Below are 19,747 nucleotides of genomic sequence, written 5' to 3' on the forward strand. Positions count from 1 at the left end.
ATGCGATGTCTGAACCAGCGAGTCCGCCAGCGGAACACACGGGCCTCAAGCGGGATGCGATCGGTTGGTTCGGCATCTTCCTGATGGTGATCACGACGAATGGTCCGCTGACCTCCATGGGCGGCGGTGTACCCGTGAGCATCACGCTGGGCAATGGCATCGGCCTTCCGGGCTCCTACGCCATCGTCTGTGCCGCGTATCTGCTCTTCGCCGTCGGCTTCTGCGCCATGAGTCCCCATGTGGAGAACGGCGGAGCCTTCTACGCCTACATCACCAAGGGCCTGGGCACCATTCCGGGCATCGGGGGCGCATGCATTGCGGTGTTGTCGTACATCGCGATCCTGCTGGCCTGCTATGCGATGCTGGGGCACTTCGTCCACATGGCGATGGCTTCACTGGGCCTTGACGCGCCTTGGTGGGCCTGGGCAATGGGCTGCGCCGTGGGCGCACACCTGCTTTGCGTACGCGGCATCGAGTTCAGCGGGCGGCTGCTCCTGATCCTGATGCTGTCGGAGGTCGGCGCCATCTTGTTGGCGGACCTTCTCGAAGTCTTCAACCTGCTGCTCGCCGGCCACGCGCTGTCCTTCGCGCCGTTCTCGCCGCAGGCCGTGTTCACCCCCGGGTTCGGGCCTTCGCTGATCTTCGTCGTCGCATCGTTCATGGGTTTCGAAACCGCGGCGATCTACTCGCAGGAAGCCAGAGACCCTCGACGCTCGGTGCCTCGAGCGATGTACCTGTCGATCGCATTCATCGGCATTCTGTATGCGGGGTCCATCCTGCTGATGCTGAACCATTTCGGCCTCTCGCAGGCGGTGGTCGTGGCAACAAGCGACCCCGGCGGCATGTGGCTGTCGATGTTCTCGACCCTGGCCGGACCCACCGCAGCCAGGATCGGCGCGGTGCTGGTCATCACCAGCCTCTTTGCCGCCGTCCTGAGTTTCACGAACGTGCTGGCGAGATACTGGCACGCGCTCGCCGTCTGCGGCCTTGTCTGGAGCCGGCTGTCCCGCACGCACCACAGGCACAGATCCCCGCACGTGGCGTCCGCCGCAACGCTGTGCATATCGGTGATGCTGGTTCTGCTGTGTGCAATGGCGGGCCTGGATCCGATGCTCCAGGCCCTGCCCTGGGCGAGCGTCCCGTCGGCGATCGGCGTGTTGACCTGCCAGGTGCTCGCCGCGCTGGCCGTCATCGCGTTCTTCCGGAAGCATCCGATGAAGGTCTCGCGGTGGCGATCGCTGCTTGCACCGGTGATCAGCGCGGCCGTGCTGACGTTCTTCCTGTGGCAGATGATCACCCACGTCCAGCTCCTGTCAGGGCTGCCGGCCGGCCCGAGCTACGCATTGGCCTTCAGCGTGCTGGCAGCCGGATTGCTGGCGGCGATCTATGCGCTCCATCTGCGCTTCCGATCTCCGCAGCGGTTTGCGCAGCTGTCATCGCTGGTCCGGCTGCAGTGATGCCATGCCAACTGGGTCCGAAAGGAACTTATAGATCAGCGTGATGAGCATGCGAATGATGAACTCGAGATCGATCGATAGCCGACCAGTGTGACTGTGGAACGCACCCAAATGTCGGCGCACCTCAAAACACGTGCCGGATCCCGAAGTCGTATCCCGTAGACCGGCTCGGTGCGTAGCCCGAACCACCCGCCGCACCGGTCGACAGATAGGGCGCAGTTCCGGTGGCGGCGCCGATGATCGCGGCATTGTTCTGCGCATCCTTTGCCCGGATCCAGGCAACCGTTGCATACAGTGTGGTCCGCTTTGAAAGGTTATGTTCGAATCCGATCGCGAGCTTGCTGACGTAAGCGTCGCGACGCGGCATGAATGGCGTCGCCAGCGGCCCCAGGTCGTTGTCGAACTTGACCCGGGAATAGGCTGCTTTGATCAACCCGGGGCCCACCGGAACCGTGACCCCGACGAGACCACCGTTGTACTTGTCGACGTCGCGGGCGATGAGCAGGGCCCCCAAACCAGATGGCGCTGTCGTGGTCGACTGATCCCTGACCCGCGACAGTTCACCGAAGAGTTTGACAACCCCGAAGTTGTAGGAGGCTCCGAGATTGAACGTCTTGATCTTTTCGTTCGCTCCCACGCCGGTGGGGAGTCCGAGCGCATTCACGGCAGTGGCATCCGCCGCGGTGCTTTGCCCATAGGCCACAGCGACATCGAGAGGTCCGGAGGCATAGCCGAAACGCCCGCCGGCAAACTGCCCTTTTCGTGTCGGGCTTCCAGGCAAGCCGCTCTGCGCAACGTTCTCGTGCAGCGCATATTGCAGCTGGCCGTAAAAGCCACCGAGGTTGGGCGGCAGGAAGTAGCCGATGCTGTTGCTGGTGCGCAGGTAGTTGTCGGAAGCCGCGACAGCGGAACCCGGTCCCCTGGCGATGGCCAGATTCGTGCCTACCGTGGATACGACGTTTGCCCCGACGCCGATCGTGCTGAACGGACTGAACACCGAATCGTTCCAGAAGGTCGGCGTGAAATCGCGCCCGAGCCGGACTTCACCGAAGCCGCCGGAGAGACTGATTGTCGAGCGACGCGAGAAGCTGGTCAGTCCGCCAGCGCCCGAATCGTTGGCGAGTGGAGATTCAAGCCAGAAGCTGGCGGCCAGGCCTCCCCCCAGGTCTTCGGTTCCGCGCAATCCCAGCCGGCTGTTCGAGTTGGCGCTGTTGGACAGGACCGTTTGAGTTCGGGTGACCGCATTGCCATTTGCGGGGAGCGGCACGATGCGGCCGGAGTCGTTGTAGAACTCGCTTCGAGCTGTGTAGTGACTGATGGCAGCGTCCACAACGCCAAAAAGCGTCACGGACGATTGAGCGGAAGCAGCGGCGGCAGAGGACAGCAGCGCTGTTGCCACGAAGGCGGTTTTCATGGATGTCTCCTTTTTCTGGTGGTCGGAAAAAACAAGAGGGACGTCACTCGGGCTTGAAGCCCGCGCTTTTCAGGAGGTCGGCGCTCTGGGTTACGTACCCTGTGATGTACCGAGCGAATTGGTCCGCGTCCTGGCTCACGGGGTCGATGCCCAGGCCCGCGAATGCGCCGGATCTGGTGAGCTCGTTGACCGAGGCGTTGATCGCCTTGTTGAGAAGTTGCACGCGCTCCGGTGCCGTGCCCTTCGGCGCCCAGACGCCGTACCAGGACGCATAGGTCAAGCCGGGCAACCCGCTTTCTTGCGCTGTCGGTACCTCCGGCGCGAGCGGACTGCGTTTCGGCGAGGTGATCGCGACGGGCTTGACGCGGCCGGCTTTCGCCAGCGGCAGCACCGAGATCATCGAGTCCAGCATCAGCTGCACATGGCCACCCGCGACATCGACCAGCGCGGGCTGCGTGCCCTTGTAGGGAACGAGGCTGAAGGTGACGTTGCCCTGCTTGGCCAGCAGAAGCGTGGCCAGGTGGCTCGGCGCGCCAGCCGCCGGGATCGCGGCCGTCCACGTCGTCTGCTTCGCGGCGGCGAGCAGTTCCGGCAGCTTCTGCACTTCGAGTTGCGGCGCGATCACCAGCATCAACGGCGCCTCGGCGACGCGTGCCACGGGGGCGAAATCGACGACCGGGTCGTAAGGTGCGCTGCTCAGCACCTGTTTGGCGAGGACATGGGTGGCCGCCGAGAACAGCAGCGTGTAGCCATCGTTGGCCGCTGTCTGCACTGCCTTGCCGCCAAGCACACCGTTCGCGCCGGCGCGGTTCTCCACGATCACCGAGACACCGAGCTGGGTTTGCAACCTGTTGGCGACCAGCCGAGCCGTAGAGTCGACCCCGCCGCCTGCGGCAAAGGGAACAATGATCCGGATCATTCGATCCGGGAACTTGGCAGTCTGCGCGCCCGCGGGTGCCGCAAAGATCGCAGCGAGGGCAATCAGGCTTGGGATTTTCATCACGTCTCCAGTTCGTTTTGGTTTTGGGTTGGTCACGGCGAGATCTCCTCGAGCGCTCGGTTGGCCGTCTCGACCATGCGCTGCGCCGCGAAGAAGCCGGCCACGTTGGCCAGCGCGAACATCAGGAAGACCGTCGCGATGCCATGGGAAGTCAGGACGATCCCGACGATGGCGGGAGCGGTAGCCGATGCCACGCGCAACCACGATGTCGCCAGTCCGGTTCCGATCGCGCGCATCCGGGTCGGGTAGATCTCCGGCGTGTAGAGATAGAGCAGGACGGTGGTCGTTCCCATCACCGCGTAGGCCGTGGACGCCAGCACCACCACCGACCAAGGGCTGCCGGCCCCGATCGCGGCGAGGAGGCCCAGCAACAGGCCACTGACCAGGAAGCTGGAGGTCGCCCATCGGCGCCGGCCTACGCGATCGACCATCAAGGCGCATGCCAACACGGCGCAGGTACTGAGAACATTCGTCAGGGACGCCATGCGCAGCGACTCCTGAAGCGGCAGGTGATAGACCGTGCGGTAGAGCGTGGGCAACCAGTTGTTGATGCCGTTGGCCACAAAGTAGGAGGATGCCCACAGCACCCAGACGACCAGCGTGCGCGGTCGGTACAGCGGTGAGAACAGTTCCTTCCACGATCCCTTTCGGGTGTTGGCCAACCCGGTCTCGAGGGCGGCAACGCGCGCCGCGACCTGGTCCTTCTCTCGCGTGATGTCCAGGCTCCTCTTCGTGGTGCTCGCCTCGATGCCGGTGATCACGCGCTCGGCGTCGGCAAATCTTCCCTTCGAGGTGAGCCAGCGGGGAGATTCCGGCAGACGCGCCATGAAGACCAGGATGAGCAGCCCCGGGATGCCGCCGGCGAGAAACATGTATTCCCAGCCGAAGCGAGGCACAACGAATGCGCCGACCTGGGCCGCCGCGAGCAGCCCCAGAGGAAAGATCAGTTCATAGAGGATGAAGAAGCGGCCGCGCCCCTTCGCCTGGGAGAGTTCGTTGATGTAGGCGGCCGCGATGGGTACCTCGCCGCCGACGCCGATGCCCTGCAGGAAGCGCAGCGCAAACAGCACGTCGAAACTGCCGGCCGTCGCGCATGCGATGCTCATTGCCGACATGAGGGCCACGGTCGCCGTGACGCTCGGCACCCGGCCGTAGCGTTCCGCGAGCCATCCGAACAGGAGAGCACCGATGACCTGCCCCGCGTAGCCGGAGGCGATCAGCATGCCCACCTGCAGCGGCGACAGATGCCAGAGCCCGATCAGGACCGGCAGCACGAACGCCAGTGCGAGCGCATCGAACGCGTCGAAGAAAGTGGCGCTGCCCATGATGATGCGGGCCTTGGTGTGCCACCGGCTGAACGGCACGTTCTCGATGCGAAACAGCAGTCCGGCAGCCTGTTGAATGGCGCCCCTGCTCTGTCCCGTCTGGGTCGAATCGACTGTCATCTTGTCTCCGGAATCTTTTCTGTTTGAGTGTTGGAGCAGCGGATCAGGGCGGTGCGCCTGCCAACCTGGGGCCGTCTCGCCGGATATGCCGGCGCACCATCACGTCCAACGTTTCGTCCAGAGACTCCGCATCGACGCCACGGGTAATGAAGACGATCCGCGTACGCCGGTCCGGGCTGGGCCAGGCCGCAAGAAATTCCGGCGGTGCAAAGAGGTGCTGCACGCCGTGGATGACCATGGGGCGATCGGGCTCGTCGGCAAGGTGCACCAGCCCCTTGACGCGCAGCAGGTCCTCCCCGCGCATCGCGATGACCATGTCCAGCCAGGCGGAAAACGCAGCGCGCGGCAACGCGACGTCGCGAACCACCATGAACGACGAGATGCCATCCCTGTGCCGTGTGGCAGGCTGCGCGGCCTGCGCTGCCGGCCTGTAGAAAGGCGTGTCGCTCACATCCTCATTGCTGCCTGAGGCCGTGCGAACGAGATGAGCGAGCAAACGCAGCTGTTCCTCGCGGCTGGTACGCCAAGGCGCCGCGGCGTTGATGCCAAGCACGCGCTCGAGCAGGGCCGTTGGAGGTGCTGCGGCTTCCAGCAAATCTGTCTTCGTGAGGAACAGGTCATCCGCGACCGCGATCTGCCGAACCGATTCCGGGTGACGGTCCAGCGTCCCCATGGCCAGCACCGCATCGACGGTGCACACCAGCCGACCCAGTGCGAATCGCGCGCGGATTCCGGCGTCGCCCGTCAGCGTGCGGATGATCGGACCGGGGTCGGCCAAGCCGCTGGTTTCGATCAGCACATGGCGCAATGGGCGATCCGTTCGCGCGACGAGCCGGCCCAGCGCGTCGACAAGATCACCCCGTACGGCACAACACAGGCAGCCGTTTGCGAGCAGCACGGTGTCGTCATGGGCTTGCGCGATCAGGTCGTGGTCGATCCCCACTTCGCCGAATTCGTTAACGATGACGGCGACACCATGGAGCTCGGGCTCACGCAGCAGCGCGTTCAGCAGCGTGGTCTTGCCGCTGCCGAGGAAACCCGTGAGCACGGTCACCGGCACCCGGGCGGCAAGCGCTTCAGGCTCGGCCAGCAAGGAGGAGAAATGTCCGCCCATGGTCAGCCCCGCGCCTTGGGTCCGTGCAGCTCTGCGAAGGAGCGCAAGGTCTTCTCCAGCTTGGGCAGGAGCCATTCGGCCACCGCCGCCGAGAGCTGGTCGTTGCGAGCGTCTTCCAGAATCTGGCGCAACGGTTGCGACGGCATCCCTGCCTTCCGCAGGTCACTGAAGAAATCGATCACCTCCGCAATGCCTGACCGCAGGCCGTTGTCTTCGAGGTAGCCGACGATGTCGAGTTCGAAGTCATCGAGCCGCAGGCTGATGCCGCCTGTGCCGCAAGCACAGGCACCGCCCAACGCCAAATGGAGCATCGACAGTTCGCTCCACAGCGACAACAGGCGGTCGGCGCGCTGCGAGACCTCGTCGGCCATGACTGCGATCACTGACCGTCCCAGGCGACCGCAGGCGACGGGATGCTCGCGGCTTTCCCGGGAGCGCGGCGCAGACCTTGCGTGGCGTTCCTGTCCACCTCGCCGCGCGAATCCAGCGCCACACGGTAGACCTCGCGAGCGACTTCCGCGCTCACATAACCTTCGCGCACGTCCTCGGCCACCAAGTCGACGTCACGCTCCAACGGGTCACCGAAACCGCCGCCACCGCCCGACAGCATCTTGTAGGCGTCTCCGCGCTCCAGCCGCACATTGAAGATCTTGGCGTTCAGGTGGTCGGTCTTCCACTCGCCCTTGTGGCGTACCGCCAGGCCGTTGCCCATGGCATCGCCACCGCCCTCCAAACCCCAGGGCTTGCAATGCACCCGGTCGATGCGCGTGGTGACGGTGAACGGCGACAGCGCCTGCACCACCATCTCGGCGCCCAGCCCGCCACGGTACTTGCCGGCGCCGGCGCTGTCCCTGCGGATCTCGTACTTCTCCACCAGCACCGGGTACTTGGCTTCCAGCTGCTCGGTCGGGCTGTTGTGCGTGTCACCGTCGTTGATGCAGACGGTGACCGAGACGCCGTCCTCGGTGCTCTTGGCACCCCAGCCGCCGCCCAGTGGGCCAATGCCCACGATGAACAGCCTCCCATCCTCCGGCGAGATGCCGTGGATATTGGGGAACACCAGGTCGGCATGGTGGCCGGCAATGGAGCGGTCGGGAATGGCTGGTGCGAGCGCCTTGAAGATGGTGTCGATCACCGTCATCGGGAACGTCATCCACACCCGCATCGGGTATGGCCGCTCGGCACTGATCACCGTGCCCATCGGCATGACGACCTTGAGCGACCGGAAGCTTCCGTCGTTGACCGGGTAGTCGGTGGGCGTGGTCAGACACTTGTAGGCCACCTGCGCACAAGCGATGCCTGTCGTGAAGCCGGAGTTGTAGAAACCGCGCACCTGCTTGCTGACGTCCGACAGGTCGACGGTCATCTCGTCGCCCGCGACCGTCACCTTGACGCGGATCGGAATGCGCTTGCCGATCTCCAGGCCGTCGTCATCCATGAACGACTCGGCCTCATAGACTCCGTCTGGAATCGACAGCGTGTTCTTGCGCGCCACCGCTTCGGATGAATCCATGATCTGGCGGATCGAACCATTCACCGCCTCGGCGCCGTAGCGCTGCAGAAGTTCGACGTAGCGGCGCTCGCCGGTGGTGATGGCCGTGATCTGCGCACGCAGATCACCCAGGGCCCGCTCGGCCAGCCGCACATTCATCGCGATGATGTCGATCAGGTCCTGGTTGACCACGCCCTCGCGCTGGTACTTCAGGATGGGGATCTGGATCCCTTCGCTGAAGATATCGGTGGTCACGTTGCCCAGCGTGCCGCCCACGTCCAGCCAGTGGGCCATGCAGCAGGTAAAGCCCTCCAGCTTGCCCTCGTGGAATATCGGCATCGTGAACGTGAAGTGGTTCAGATGGCTGCCCGTGGTGTACGCGTCGTTCGTGACGAGGATGTCGCCCGGCAGGATGTTCTCGTAGCCGAAGTGCTTGATCTTCGCCTTGACCGTCTCGGACATGCCGCGGATGAACATCGGCAGGCCCAGGCCGATCGAGACGGTGTCGCCCTCCTTGGTGAAAAGGCCGACCGTGAAGTCCAGCGCCTCGTAGATGATGAGGTTGTAGGCGGTGCGCGTGAGGTTGGTCTTCATCTCCTCGGTGACTGCGTACAGGCCGTTGCGGATGATCTCGACGGTGACCGGGTCGATCGGCTTGTCGTGCGGGTTGCTCATGTCCTGTCGCTCCCAATGGAAATTTGAAGGTTGCCCAGTTCGTCGACGCGCAATTCATCGCCCGGCTGCACAACGGTGGTGGAGGCGTGCTCCTCGATCAGCGCTGGCCCTGCCACGACGTTGCCCGAGAGCAGCAGGTCGCGCTTGTAGACCGGCGTATCCGCCCAGCCTCCCGAACGGAAATACACCGGCTTGACGACGCGCAGGGCCGCCTTTTCGGGCTGCCCGGAGCCCGCCTCGACACTGTGCTTTGGCGGCTTCTTCATGGTGCCCAGCACCGTGACGCGCAGGCTCACCAGGTCAGCAGGTTCCTTCGGCGCAGAAGTGCCGTAGCGAACCTTGTGAAGTTCGTCGAACTGGCGCTTGATCGCCGAGCGGTCCTTGCTCTCGAAGAAGGCCATCGGGAGGTCGACGGTCACTGCGTGCTCCTGGCCGACATACCGCATGTCGGCGGCCCGCTCGATGACGATCCCGTCGGCTTTGACACCGGACTGCGCCAGCGCGGCGCGGCCTTCGTCTTCCATCCCCTGGTAGAGCGATTCGATCTCTTCGAACGACACGTCGTTGAGCTTGCGGAACACCGAGCGCACGTAGTCGTAGCGCAGATCGGAAAACAGCATGCCGTAGGCCGAGAAGTAGCCGGGAGCGAAGGGGATGAGCACCTTGCGAATGCCGATCTCGCGCGCAATGGCCGAAGCGTGCAGGGGCCCCGCACCGCCATAGACCACCATGGTGAAGCTGCCGGCATCAAGACCGCGCTCGGTGGTCACTGCCTTTACAGCGTGCGACATCTGCGTCACGGCGATGCGAAGGATGCCGTCGGCCGCCTCGGTCGGATCCAGCCCCAGCGGCCCGGCGACGCGCTCGCGCATCTGGCGTTCGCAGCCGGCCATGTCGAGTTTGAGTTCTCCGCCCAGGAAGTGGTCGGCGTCGAGCCGGCCCAGCAGCAGGTTGGCGTCGGTCACGGTGGGTTCGGTGCCGCCGCGGCCGTAGGCCACAGGACCGGGAATCGAGCCGGCGCTCTGGGGGCCGACGCGCAGTGCACTGCCGGTTTCTACGCGCGCAATGCTGCCGCCGCCGGTGCCCACTTCGTGGATGTCCATCATCGGGATCTGGATCGGCAGCGCGCGTTCGTAGCCACCGATCAACGCCGAGCCCGTCGTCAGGGGGCGCCCCTCGCTGATCACGCCGGCCTTGGCTGTCGTGCCACCCATGTCGAAGGCGATCGCATCCCCCATGCCGAGCTGGGCGCAGATGGCCTGCGCGCCGATGACGCCGGCCGCCGGGCCCGACTCCAGCATGCGCACGCAGTCTCGCCGGGCATGCTCGCTGGGAAAGAGCCCGCCGGTGGACTGCACGACGTAGAAGTCGCCCTCGAACCCGCCCTTGGCAAGGTGCTTCTCCAGTTCGCCGAGATAGGCCGACACGCGGGGGCCGACGTAGGCATTCGCCACGACGGTGGAGACGCGTTCGAACTCCCGGTACTCCTGGGAGAGTTCGTGCGAGGCACTCACGAACGCGCCCGGCAGTTCCTCCTGCAGGATCTGCTTGACGCGCTGCTCGTGCGCGGGGTTGCGATAGGAGTGCAGCAGCAGCACGGCCACCGCCTCGATGCCCTGTCCGCGCATTTCTCGCGCGAGTTCGCGCACGGCCGCCTCGTCGAGCGGCTTGTGCGTGCTCCCATCTGCGCGCAGCCTTTCCGCAACTTCGAAGCGCAAGGAGCGCTTGACCAGCGGCGTGTGCTTGTTGAAGAAAAGGTTGTACGCGTCCGGGCGATTGACGCGGCCGATCTCGTAGATGTCGCGGAACCCTTCGGTAATCAGCAGCGCTGTCTTGGCGCCGTTGCGCTCGAGCAGCGTGTTGATCGCGATGGTCGAGCCGTGCAGAAAAAGATTGCCGTTGTGCACGTCGATGTCTGCGCTGTCCAGCGTGTGCTGGATGCCGTCCACGAGTTGCCCGTGCGTGGACAGCGCCTTGCCGAACAGGAGCTTGCCGGAGACTTCATCGAAAGCCGCCATGTCGGTGAACGTGCCGCCGATGTCGACGGCTATGCGCAGCTTGGCGCTGACGGGAGGCACCGCCTGGGATTTGTTTGCCATGGTGATTTCGTGCGGTCAGGCCGCGGTACCGATGCGGTTCTGGAGAATGCCGAGGCCGGTGATTTCGACCTCGACCACATCGCCGTCCTTCATGTACACAGGCGGCGTGCGGCGGTCGCCCACGCCACCGGGCGTGCCGGTGGCAATCACGTCACCAGGGGACAGGGGGGTGAAGCGCGAGATGTATTCGATCAGCACCGGGATGGTGAAGATCAGGTCGGCAAGCGAAGCCTTCTGCATGACTTCGCCGTTGAGGCGCGTCTCGAGGGTCAACGCGTTGACGTCCGGGACTTCGTCGGCGGTCACGAGCCAGGGGCCCAGCGGACCGGTTCCGGGAAAGTTCTTGCCCGGCGTCCACTGATGCGTGTGGCGCTGCCAGTCGCGCACGGTGATGTCGTTGAAGCACGCGTAGCCGGCAACATGGTCGAAGGCTTGTGCCTGAGAGATCGCACGCCCCTCCTTGCCGATGACGACGGCGAGCTCGCCCTCCCAATCGAAGCGCTCCGAGAAAGACGGGCGATGCACGACGTCCCCGTTCGCGGCCAGTGAATCCGCGAAGCGCACGAACAGGGCGGGATATTCGCTGTCGTCGCGCTTGGTCTCAGCGACGTGGGTCTTGTAGTTCAGGCCGACGCAGATGAACTTCTGCGGGGTGGGAAGGACCGGCAGGGCCTGCGTCGCAGCGACCTGAATCGAAATACCACTGCTGATTGCGGCCTGTTCGAGCTCGCGTTGTGCGTTGGCGCGCAGCACTGCGGCGAGGTCCGGATAGCGGTTCAGAAAGTCGGCAGGGGGCTGCAGATAGCGGTCTGCCTGTGCCACTCCATAGGTGGCTCGTCCGTCGTGTTTGAAGCTGGCGAGTTTCAAGGTATCTCCTTGGGATGGATCTCTGCGGGTTTGGAATTTCGTTTGCTCTTGCGAAGCGCTGGAGCAAATGTAGAAATCGGCGAGCCATCCGCCTAGATAGAATTCAGGTGTTTCAGAATTGCCAATTTAGGCATGGCTATTAAGGGAAATCCCTATGAACATCGCAAGCGTCAGGCTCTTCCTCGACGTGGTCGAGGCCGGTAGCCTCAGCAAGGTGGCAGCACGCCGCCAGACGGTGCAATCGCATGTCAGTCGCCAGATCAGCGAGTTCGAAGCGGCACTGGGCGGCCCGCTCTTTCGCCGCACCGGCCGTGGTATGACCCTGACCGAACTGGGCGCAAGGGCTGCGGTGCGACTGCGCTCATGGCTGCAGGAAACGGAACGCCTTACAGAGGAACTGCGCACGGAGTCAGGCAAGCTGCTCGGTGAAGTCCGGATGGGCATCATTCCTTCAGGCGCACATCCACTGGTGACCCGGTTGTTCGAGCGGCTGCGCTCGGAGCACCCGGGCATCCGTCTCAACATTACCGAGTCTCAAGGCACTGAACTCGATACGCTGCTGGACAGCGGTGCTGTCGATATGGCGGTTCTCTTTCGCTTCAACCGACCGAGCGGCCGAGAGGAGAAGCTGTTGAGCGTCGCGCATACGTACCTGGTCTCTGCCCCTGGCGACGAGATCACGCGCGAGTCCACCGTGAACTTCTCTCGTCTGTCCGGACTGCAGTTGGTTCTTCCGCGCAGGCCCAGTCATTGGCGCGAAGCACTCGATGAGGCGGCACGCAGCCTCGGATTCAAGCTCGTATCCGTCGCCGAAGCGGACTCATTGACGGTGCAGAAGGAACTGGTGGCCCGGACGCCGGGTCTGTACTCGGTGCTCGGTCCGTACTCGATGACCGCCGAGCTGCAGAGTGGCCGTCTGCAAGCCAGCAAACTGGTGAAGCCCGACCTGGTCCGACATGTGACGTTGGCTTTTCCGAAGCAAGGCAAGCTCTCGCCGGCGAGCCGCGTTGTCGCGGAGTTGGTTCAGCAGCTGGTTGAAGCTTGGGGCGGCCAACTTACCGAACCGGCGACTGAAGGCAAATAGGTAGTCAGCTACCTGCCCAGGTTGCCTTCGGGATGAACATCGAGCAAGCCTCGACGACAAATGGTCGGGGTGTCTGCGGGGGCGGCATTCGCCTTGCCACGTCCAGCAAAGGCTCTGAGGCTCGGTCGGTTTGCGCAGTTGCCATCGCTGTTCCGACTGCAGTGATGCAGCCGCAACCAGGCCTATCGGACATCCGCCATGAAGGCCCTGGATGACTTCGGCTTTCCAGGCGGGACGAACTCTTCGACGACCCGACCCGCGCTCATTCGGATCACACGGTCCGCGACGTCGAAGTAGCGGTCGTCATGCGAAACCACGATCAGGGTCTTGCCCTCGCGCTTGAGTTCCGGCAGCAGCTCGCGATAGAAGACGCTGCGGAACTCCGGGTCCTGGTCCGCGGCCCATTCGTCGAACATGACCACCGGGCGGTCTTCCAGCCAGGCATGCACGAGCGCGAGGCGCTTGCGCTGGCCCGTCGAGACGTCCGTCGTGGAAAACTTGCCGTCGACGAGCTGGACCTTGTCCGCGACTCCCAGGCGGCGCATCAGTTCGCCGGCGGCCCGGATGTGCTCGGCATCCTGCGCAACCAGTTCATCGAACAGGTGGTAGTCGGAGAAGATGGCGGAGAAGAGCCCGCGATAGGCTTCGCGGCTGCGGTCGTTCACGGGCGCTGCGTCGAGCAGAAGCTGTCCTTCGCTCGGCTGGTAGAGGCCCAGGAGCAGCTTGACGAGCGTCGTCTTCCCGCTGCCGTTGCCGCCGACGATGAACAGCGTCTCGCCGCGCCGGAGCCTGAGGTCGATCGGCCCCACCTCGAAGGGTTTGGCGCCTTCCTGCCGCGCTTCGAAACGGTAGCGAGCCTGCCGCAGCTCGATGTGGCTCGCAAGAAATGCCGGCAGTGCGGAATCGACGGCGTGCGGCTCCTTCCGGAACTCCGCCGACAGGCGCGCGATCCGGCGGAAAGCCACCTGGGCCTGGCTCAGGAAAGGCAGCAGGGCGGCCAATTCCTCGATCGGTCCCTTGACGAAGAGCAGCACGATGATGAAGCCGCTGACGACCTGGGCATCGATTCCCAGCGACGGACGCGCGGCCAGGATCCACACGACGACCAGGAAGAAGATGGCCGAATTCGTACCTTCGGCGGCCCAGAACAGGCCGAGCGCCCGGGCCTTGAGCCGCGCGATGAGATCCGCCGCGCCCGACAGGCGCACGCCATGCACCTGGGCCCGGCGCATCCGGTTGAGCCGGAGCTCCTTGGCGCCCTCCACGACGCTGCGGTAGTGCTTCTGCAGTTCGTCCTCGCCGGTCCGGGCCTTCTCGAAGTTGCTGCTCCAGGCCCTTGCCGCGGCGAAATTGATCCAGACGCCCACGACCAGCGCGAGCGCGCTGACGAGGAAGAGAACGGGCGAGAGCTTGAACAGGTAGATCGCGCAGCCCGCCGTGACCGCGAAGGCCGAAGCATGGCCGGCGAACTCCGACGTGAAGTCGCTGATGGTGTCGATGTCCTCGTTGAGGATCGCCTGCAGCCGGTGGCTCTTCATGCGCTCGACGGCAGCGATCGGCGCGCCCATGATCCGCAGGGAGACGTCCTTGCGCAGGGCCGCGACCACCCGCTGGCCGGTGACGCTGTTGAGAACGCCTGCCACCGTATGCCCGCCCACGGCGAACACGGCCAGGACCGCGAGCCCGGCGATGGCGGAAACGGAAATGGCCGCACTGCCGTGCAGCGCTGAATTGATCTGCTCCAGCAGGGCGGCCGTGGCCAGGCCACCCACGCTGCCGATGAGCGTCGCGACCGCAGCGACACCGGCGAAGGGTTTCAGGAGACGCCACATGTCGGTGGCAAAAGGGGAAAGGCCCGCAGGCAAGGCATTCATCGGAGCAATGGAGTTCTGCCGCCGCGCATGCAACGGGCATGTCGGGCAGCGGCGCAGGCGAGCGATGACCCTGCGGTTGGACGATGACTTCAGGGCAGGTGCGTGCTGCGCGGCGCCTCGCGCCGCGCAGCTCACCGGCGAGCGTCAGTCGTCATCGCAGTCGTCGTCGTGCCTGTGGTGGTAGTAAGGGTCGGGGTCATGGTCGACGCGCAGGGCGACGGACGGCGGCTGATAGATGACCGGCGGAGCAACGACGACCCGCGGCACGACCGGATACACCGGCGCCGGGACCACGTAGGTCGGCGCGGGTTCATAGACCACGGCCGGCGGCCGGGGCGCCACGACCACATTCGGCGAACCGATGCCGATGGACCAGCTCACGCCAGCGGTCGCCGACCCCGCTGCCAGCAGCAAGAGCGCAGCCATTGCGGATGAGCACAGTCTTTTGCGTTGCGGGTTCTTCATGAAAAGTCCTTGCATTGAAGTCCTTGAGGTGTGACAGGAGGGGCGGACCTGCGTTTGCGGAAGCAGCAACGGCGTGCGGTTTCCGGGGCCCTGAAATTGATCCATGCCGCCATGCTGCCGATGCTTCATCGAAGTTCGGTGGGCGCAGCATCAAGGATTGGTCAAGCGGCCTTCTTTTCGAAAGCTCTGTAGCGCGACGTTGCGCCGTGAGCAGGCGAACGGCGCTTCGAACGGTGCTTACTCCCTCCCTCCCGGGAAGGAACGCTTATCCGCCAGTTGATCTGCTTCTCGCCGCGCTGGATCTTGGACGGGCCGACATAGACGTCGAACTGGGCCATCGTGCAATCACCAGGGACGGCAGTCCTCGCCGAAGACACGCACCCGGTCTACGAGTCCGTTATGGGCGGCAATCCACTCCGCAGCCGCGGTGTTTTTTTAATGGAACTAGACTTCCGCTCAAGGCCCCACCGCGACATCGGCTTGGGTCAGAATGCGGCCCGAACTCGGCGCTGGACGGCTATCGCAAGTTCGTGGACGAGTTCAGCACCCTGAAGCAACGCGGGCACGGCCACCTGTTGATCGTTGAACAGCTTCGGCCCGATCCGCACTCTCACCGTTGCGGTTGAAAGGCTGTTCGAGAGGTTCCCAGGGAGAGAATCGCCCCGTCTCGACGTTGCGCTGTCCGAGCGTCATCGTCCGCTCGAGTTCGGCGCAACGGGCAGTCGGGACCATCACAACCGCGACGCGATCGTTCTTCGTGACCTGCACGGGCTCGCGCTCGGCCTGGCCCTGGTCGTAGCCGAAGCGGTTCTTGGCATCGGTGGCACTGACTTGCATGATTGGACTCGGGTGAGAGTGATGAGGCATTGTGGCTATCTTCAGGAAGAATGCCTTGGACTGGAGGCAATGCTGCGTAGACGACCGAGAAGCTCATGCCAGGACATGCGTGTTCGCGGCGGCGCCAAACGTCCGGTTCATTGCACTTGAGGCGATCCATCGCGGATATCGAGTGCTGGAACCTTTGAAAATGCTTCGGCGATGAAATCCGTGAATACGCGTCAACAGGCAAAGGCAGTTGTTGCCTCGATCGCTTCGACGGGCGGGCCGTGCAAAGGGAACAGAGGTCGGCTCTTTGGCGTGGCGCTGGCGGCCGATGCTCTTGAAGAAGTCCGCTAGACCCGCGTTTAGCGGGGCACCCCGTCACGGTCGGTGTCGTTTGTCGCGCCATCAGATTCGTCAAGGGCCTCAGTGAGAACTTCTCGGGCCTTGCCCTCGATTGCATCGAAGATCTCAGGCGCGACCTCATCCGCGTAGCGCTTTCGCTTTTTGTTGGAGATCGTACCGTCGTTGTTCAGCGCAATCGATACAAGCGTTGCCAGCGTCGAACCACGCAGGTCGTACTGGTCGTCAATGTGCTTGCGCACCGCGTCGAAATGAACGATGAAGTTCGTCTCGTTGCGCAACTCGACCTCCAGTGCTTCGCGCGCCATGCTCAGGCCGAATTCCACACAGCGCGTGGCATCCCAGAAACGAAAGATCGTGTCGTCACACTTGAAGGTGAATTCAAAGTCGCCCTCGCCGGCCGCCTTGGCGTTGACCAGCGCGCGCGCCGGACGCGAGAAGTCTTGTAGGACGCTCAGATACTGTGACTCATGACGCTTCATGGCCACGGAAACTGGGAGGAGCATGCCGTCGGGCAATTGACCGGACTGGCATAGGACCTTGTGAAAGAGAAAGCGGGAAAGGCGCCCGTTGCCATCCATGAATGGGTGCAAGTAGACAAAACCGAAAGAGGCAATGCTGGCGGCCATCAGTGGATCCAGATGCTTCGCTGTGTCGTTAGCGAAACGTGACCACGCATCCATCAGCTTCGGCAGATCATCAGGCCGTGGAGGCACGAAGGTCACGCCCAGCGCACCACGGCCGCCGTCGCTCAGCCAGTTCTGCTCCGTCCGGTACTGAACCGCCTGGTTGTAAGGATTGGAGACGATCGAGGCCTGCAACTCCACCAGATATTGCTCGTCAAGGGAGCGCGGCTCGTGCGCCTGATGCAGCAGGCGGATGAATGCGCGCGCCTTGTCTTCCGACGGCGCCTCTTTCTCTATCGCGTAGCTGTCTTGGGTTTCGTGCAGATACGCCCAGGTCAACGTGCGATCAAGGAGTTCGCGGTTGAGGGAGGCGACGAATTCACGAGTGGCCCCCAGCACATCAAAGTCCAGCGCGTTCTTGATCGCCGGCGTGCGCTCCACTGTGACGCAGTAGTCCCAGGTTCCGAGACCGTTGAAATCGACTCGCCATCGAGAGTCGCGGTCGGTGCCGCCTGTGTAGTAACGACCCTCGTCGAACAAATCAACATAGCCCGCAGTGATGACCGGCTGGGCCACCACCTGGTCGCCGGTGAAGTGTTCCCACGTGCTGCAGAGCATTCGCACGTATTGTCCATTGGGAGTCGCCGCAAGCGCCGCGGCCAGGTCGGCGCGGGCGAGGTGCTTGGATGCGCCCGCAAGCACCTGCAGGTTCACTCCCTCATGCTTGAGGGCAAAGAGCAGGTGCGCTACCAGATCGCCGGCGGCCGGCACCATGGCGGCCGGCACACCAAGTGCGTCCGCCGATGACATGATGCGCGTGACCGGTTTGACCAAAGCGGGACGGCGCACTTCGAAGATGGGCAGGTCCAGGCTTGACCGCACATACTCGTAACCCACGTAGGCCATTATTTTCCTAAGTGTTACAGGATTTCTTGCATTTTAGGCCTTGGGCCTCAGAATTTTGTCATTCCGCCGGCGCTTGGCCCAATGCCACGCCGGAATGTCCAGGGACTCGATCATCCGCTCGACAGAGTGCTTGCCGGTGAGGTGCGGCACGTTGGCGAACTTGTCCGCGTGGATGACTCCCTCCTCATCCATGGCGAACTCCCAGACAGGGAACGTCTCCAGTTCGGCGGCCGTGAGTTCATCGACGGCTTGCGTGTGGCGAGGGTAGGGGGCATGGGCTGCAGTTTCAGATCGAAATCGATGGGCGAAAAACGCATTCGTGTGGCTTCTGCCTTCGCGCGAAGTCCCGGGGACGCCGCGATGCCGCGCGATACATTGCAACCATGGAAAAGTCTGTGAAACGCGCCAAGCCGCTGCGGGACGTTCGCTACTTCGAGAGTCCCGAGCACCTGCGGCCCGGTTGTCCCATGCCGGGCTACGCGGGCGAGCTCTTCAAGCTCCCGAAGGGCGCGATCGCCCTGGGGCAGCGCATCGGCAGAAAGTGCGAGGAACTCGGCATATCGCTCGGGGATGCCGACCACCTGTATGTCTGCCTCACGCCCTGCATCCCTGAGGCCAGCCTGCTGCACACCGACTACGCCCTGGAGCGATGGCACAGGTTTGTCATGGTCGGACTGGCCAGCGACCACAGCGATCGCCCGCCGGGCGAGCAGTTGTCAGTGGTTCAGAGCGCGACCTTCGGGGCGATCGCGGCGCTGGCAACAAGGGGTGTGGAGTTGCTGCCCCTGCTGCAGCAAGAGATGGCCAGCAAAGGCAACGCGCTGCGGGTGACGCTGCGGACCAGGGAAACGAAGAAATACCGCATACGCGTGGAGCAGGACATTCCGGTCCATCCCGCGCCGAGCCGGGTGTTCGCACGCATCGAGGAACGCGCCACTTCGCGCGCTCTGGAGGTCCAGGTCGCGCAGGTCCGGTTCCATGACGATGCTCCCAGCCTGGTCGACCGGCTGTCCATCGTGGACGAGGTGTTGACGATCCATCCTCGCAAGTCCTTCCGGGCGGAGCTCATCGGTCGCGACTACGAGCTTCCGCTGAAGGTCAATCTGCGGGAGCTTGTCGAACCTGGCGGAGGCTGAGGCCCTTGCGCCGCGACTGGAGCCGGTGCGGCGCGCAGACGCCTTCCTCGCCGATGGGGCGACCGGAGGCCGAGTTCACGCCCGGGCAGGTTTGCCTGCCGCTTGCCGGCGGTTGAGCGCCAGGTTGGCCGTCACCATGGCCGCGAGCAGGGTGACCAGCCACGAGAAGTACACCCACAGCAGGAACATGGGAAGAACCGCGAAGGCTCCATACAGGGCCTTGTATGTCGGGATCTTGACCAGGTAGGCGGTGAAGCCCCGCTTGCCGAGTTCGAAAACCATGCTGGCGATCAAGCCGCCCGCGAAGGCATCGCGCAGCCGGACCTTGGTGTTCGGCACGAGGTAGAACATGCTGGTCAGCATCACGACGCCGAGCAGGAACGGCCCGAGGTCGAGCACGAACGCGAGCGACGGCGGCAGCGCGCCGATCAGGCCCATGGAAATGCCCAGCAGGTACGACGTCGCCCACAGGCTCAAGCCGAGGGCGGGCGGGCCGATCGCCAGCATCAGCAGGTACAGGCCGACCCTTTTGAAGAACGGCCGGTTCCTGCGCACCTTCCACATCTGGTTCAGTGCGTTCTCCACCGTCAGCAGCATCGCGATGGCGGTGCCCAGCAGGAAGAGCGAGCCCACCCAGGTCATGCCGCTTGCATTCGCGGCGAAATGGTTCAGGTACTTCAGCACCGTGCGCGCGATGTCCGTGGGAAGAAGCCTCCTCAGCAAGAACTCCTGAAGCGCGTCCTGGAACCGCGAGAAGACCGGGAATCGCGTGAAGAGCGCAAAGCTCGTCGCGAACAGGGGCACGATCGACAGCAAGGTGGTGAACGCAAGGCTTCCGGCGACCTGGGGCAAGCGCTCCTTCCGGGCGCGGTCGATGGTCAGGCTGATCAGGGCAAACATGTATCGCTGGG

17 protein-coding genes and 1 pseudogene are annotated in these 19,747 nt (G+C 64.0%); 3 read left to right on the forward strand and 15 right to left on the reverse strand.

Going from position 1 to position 19,747, the window contains the following annotated elements:
- Window positions 1-5 precede the first annotated feature (5 nt).
- Complete coding sequence (locus tag ABL843_RS32110) at window positions 6-1,457, forward strand: APC family permease (protein ID WP_369662537.1); 1,452 nt, start codon at window positions 6-8, stop codon at window positions 1,455-1,457.
- 124 nt (window positions 1,458-1,581) lie between these two features.
- Here ABL843_RS32110 and ABL843_RS32115 read toward each other — a convergent pair whose 3' ends face one another.
- The 8 genes from ABL843_RS32115 to ABL843_RS32150 are packed head-to-tail and all read right to left on the reverse strand — an operon-like array spanning window position 1,582 to window position 11,563.
- A complete protein-coding gene (locus ABL843_RS32115) occupies window positions 1,582-2,871 on the reverse strand; it encodes a porin (RefSeq protein ID WP_418120784.1) in 1,290 nt (429 codons plus the stop codon).
- Between the two features lie 43 nt (window positions 2,872-2,914).
- Entirely contained in the window at window positions 2,915-3,871 is a 957-nt protein-coding gene (locus tag ABL843_RS32120) for a Bug family tripartite tricarboxylate transporter substrate binding protein (RefSeq protein ID WP_418120785.1), read from the reverse strand.
- Between the two features lie 32 nt (window positions 3,872-3,903).
- On the reverse strand, window positions 3,904-5,316 hold the full coding sequence (locus ABL843_RS32125) for an MFS transporter (protein WP_418120786.1): 1,413 nt from the start codon (window positions 5,314-5,316) through the stop codon (window positions 3,904-3,906).
- Window positions 5,317-5,359: 43 nt separating this feature from the next.
- Window positions 5,360-6,430: a CobW family GTP-binding protein gene (locus tag ABL843_RS32130; RefSeq protein WP_418120787.1), complete on the reverse strand. Its 1,071-nt coding sequence runs from the start codon at window positions 6,428-6,430 to the stop codon at window positions 5,360-5,362.
- A 2-nt stretch (window positions 6,431-6,432) separates the two neighbouring features.
- Entirely contained in the window at window positions 6,433-6,801 is a 369-nt protein-coding gene (locus tag ABL843_RS32135; protein ID WP_418120788.1) for a hypothetical protein, read from the reverse strand.
- 8 nt (window positions 6,802-6,809) lie between these two features.
- Window positions 6,810-8,597 carry a hydantoinase B/oxoprolinase family protein gene (locus ABL843_RS32140; RefSeq protein ID WP_369662543.1) on the reverse strand — a complete coding sequence of 596 codons (1,788 nt, stop codon included), beginning with the start codon at window positions 8,595-8,597 and terminating at the stop codon, window positions 6,810-6,812.
- Window positions 8,594-10,696: a hydantoinase/oxoprolinase family protein gene (locus ABL843_RS32145; RefSeq protein WP_418120789.1), complete on the reverse strand. Its 2,103-nt coding sequence runs from the start codon at window positions 10,694-10,696 to the stop codon at window positions 8,594-8,596. The genes ABL843_RS32140 and ABL843_RS32145 overlap by 4 nt, the downstream gene beginning before the upstream one ends.
- A 15-nt stretch (window positions 10,697-10,711) precedes the next feature.
- On the reverse strand, window positions 10,712-11,563 hold the full coding sequence (locus tag ABL843_RS32150; RefSeq protein ID WP_369662545.1) for a fumarylacetoacetate hydrolase family protein: 852 nt from the start codon (window positions 11,561-11,563) through the stop codon (window positions 10,712-10,714).
- A gap of 154 nt (window positions 11,564-11,717) precedes the next feature.
- Here ABL843_RS32150 and ABL843_RS32155 point away from each other — a divergent pair, with 154 nt between their 5' ends.
- Window positions 11,718-12,647, forward strand: a complete 930-nt coding sequence (locus ABL843_RS32155; protein ID WP_369662546.1) for a LysR family transcriptional regulator — start codon at window positions 11,718-11,720, stop codon at window positions 12,645-12,647.
- Between the two features lie 182 nt (window positions 12,648-12,829).
- On the opposite strand, the gene ABL843_RS32160 is transcribed toward ABL843_RS32155, so the two are convergent.
- From ABL843_RS32160 to ABL843_RS32185, 6 genes and pseudogenes are all read right to left on the reverse strand, one after another.
- Window positions 12,830-14,521, reverse strand: coding sequence for a cyclic peptide export ABC transporter (locus ABL843_RS32160; RefSeq protein ID WP_418120863.1), 1,692 nt, complete (start codon window positions 14,519-14,521; stop codon window positions 12,830-12,832).
- A gap of 144 nt (window positions 14,522-14,665) precedes the next feature.
- Entirely contained in the window at window positions 14,666-14,986 is a 321-nt protein-coding gene (locus tag ABL843_RS32165; RefSeq protein ID WP_369662548.1) for a hypothetical protein, read from the reverse strand.
- Between the two features lie 161 nt (window positions 14,987-15,147).
- Window positions 15,148-15,324, reverse strand: coding sequence for a hypothetical protein (locus tag ABL843_RS32170; RefSeq protein WP_369662549.1), 177 nt, complete (start codon window positions 15,322-15,324; stop codon window positions 15,148-15,150).
- Window positions 15,325-15,526: 202 nt separating this feature from the next.
- Entirely contained in the window at window positions 15,527-15,823 is a 297-nt protein-coding gene (locus ABL843_RS32175) for a hypothetical protein (protein ID WP_369662550.1), read from the reverse strand.
- A gap of 347 nt (window positions 15,824-16,170) precedes the next feature.
- Window positions 16,171-17,700 carry a Fic family protein gene (locus tag ABL843_RS32180; RefSeq protein WP_369662551.1) on the reverse strand — a complete coding sequence of 510 codons (1,530 nt, stop codon included), beginning with the start codon at window positions 17,698-17,700 and terminating at the stop codon, window positions 16,171-16,173.
- Between the two features lie 87 nt (window positions 17,701-17,787).
- A pseudogene (locus ABL843_RS32185) lies at window positions 17,788-17,877 on the reverse strand (NmrA/HSCARG family protein); the annotation flags it as partial.
- A gap of 218 nt (window positions 17,878-18,095) precedes the next feature.
- Between ABL843_RS32185 and ABL843_RS32190 the strand changes: the two are divergent.
- Window positions 18,096-18,836: a hypothetical protein gene (locus ABL843_RS32190; RefSeq protein ID WP_418120790.1), complete on the forward strand. Its 741-nt coding sequence runs from the start codon at window positions 18,096-18,098 to the stop codon at window positions 18,834-18,836.
- A 75-nt stretch (window positions 18,837-18,911) separates the two neighbouring features.
- Here ABL843_RS32190 and ABL843_RS32195 read toward each other — a convergent pair whose 3' ends face one another.
- A complete protein-coding gene (locus ABL843_RS32195; protein WP_418120791.1) occupies window positions 18,912-19,736 on the reverse strand; it encodes a YihY family inner membrane protein in 825 nt (274 codons plus the stop codon).
- Between the last annotated feature and the right edge of the window lie 11 nt (window positions 19,737-19,747).

It is taken from the genome of Variovorax sp. 350MFTsu5.1, from assembly GCF_048302515.1.
GTDB classification, from domain to species: domain Bacteria; phylum Pseudomonadota; class Gammaproteobacteria; order Burkholderiales; family Burkholderiaceae_C; genus Variovorax; species Variovorax guangxiensis.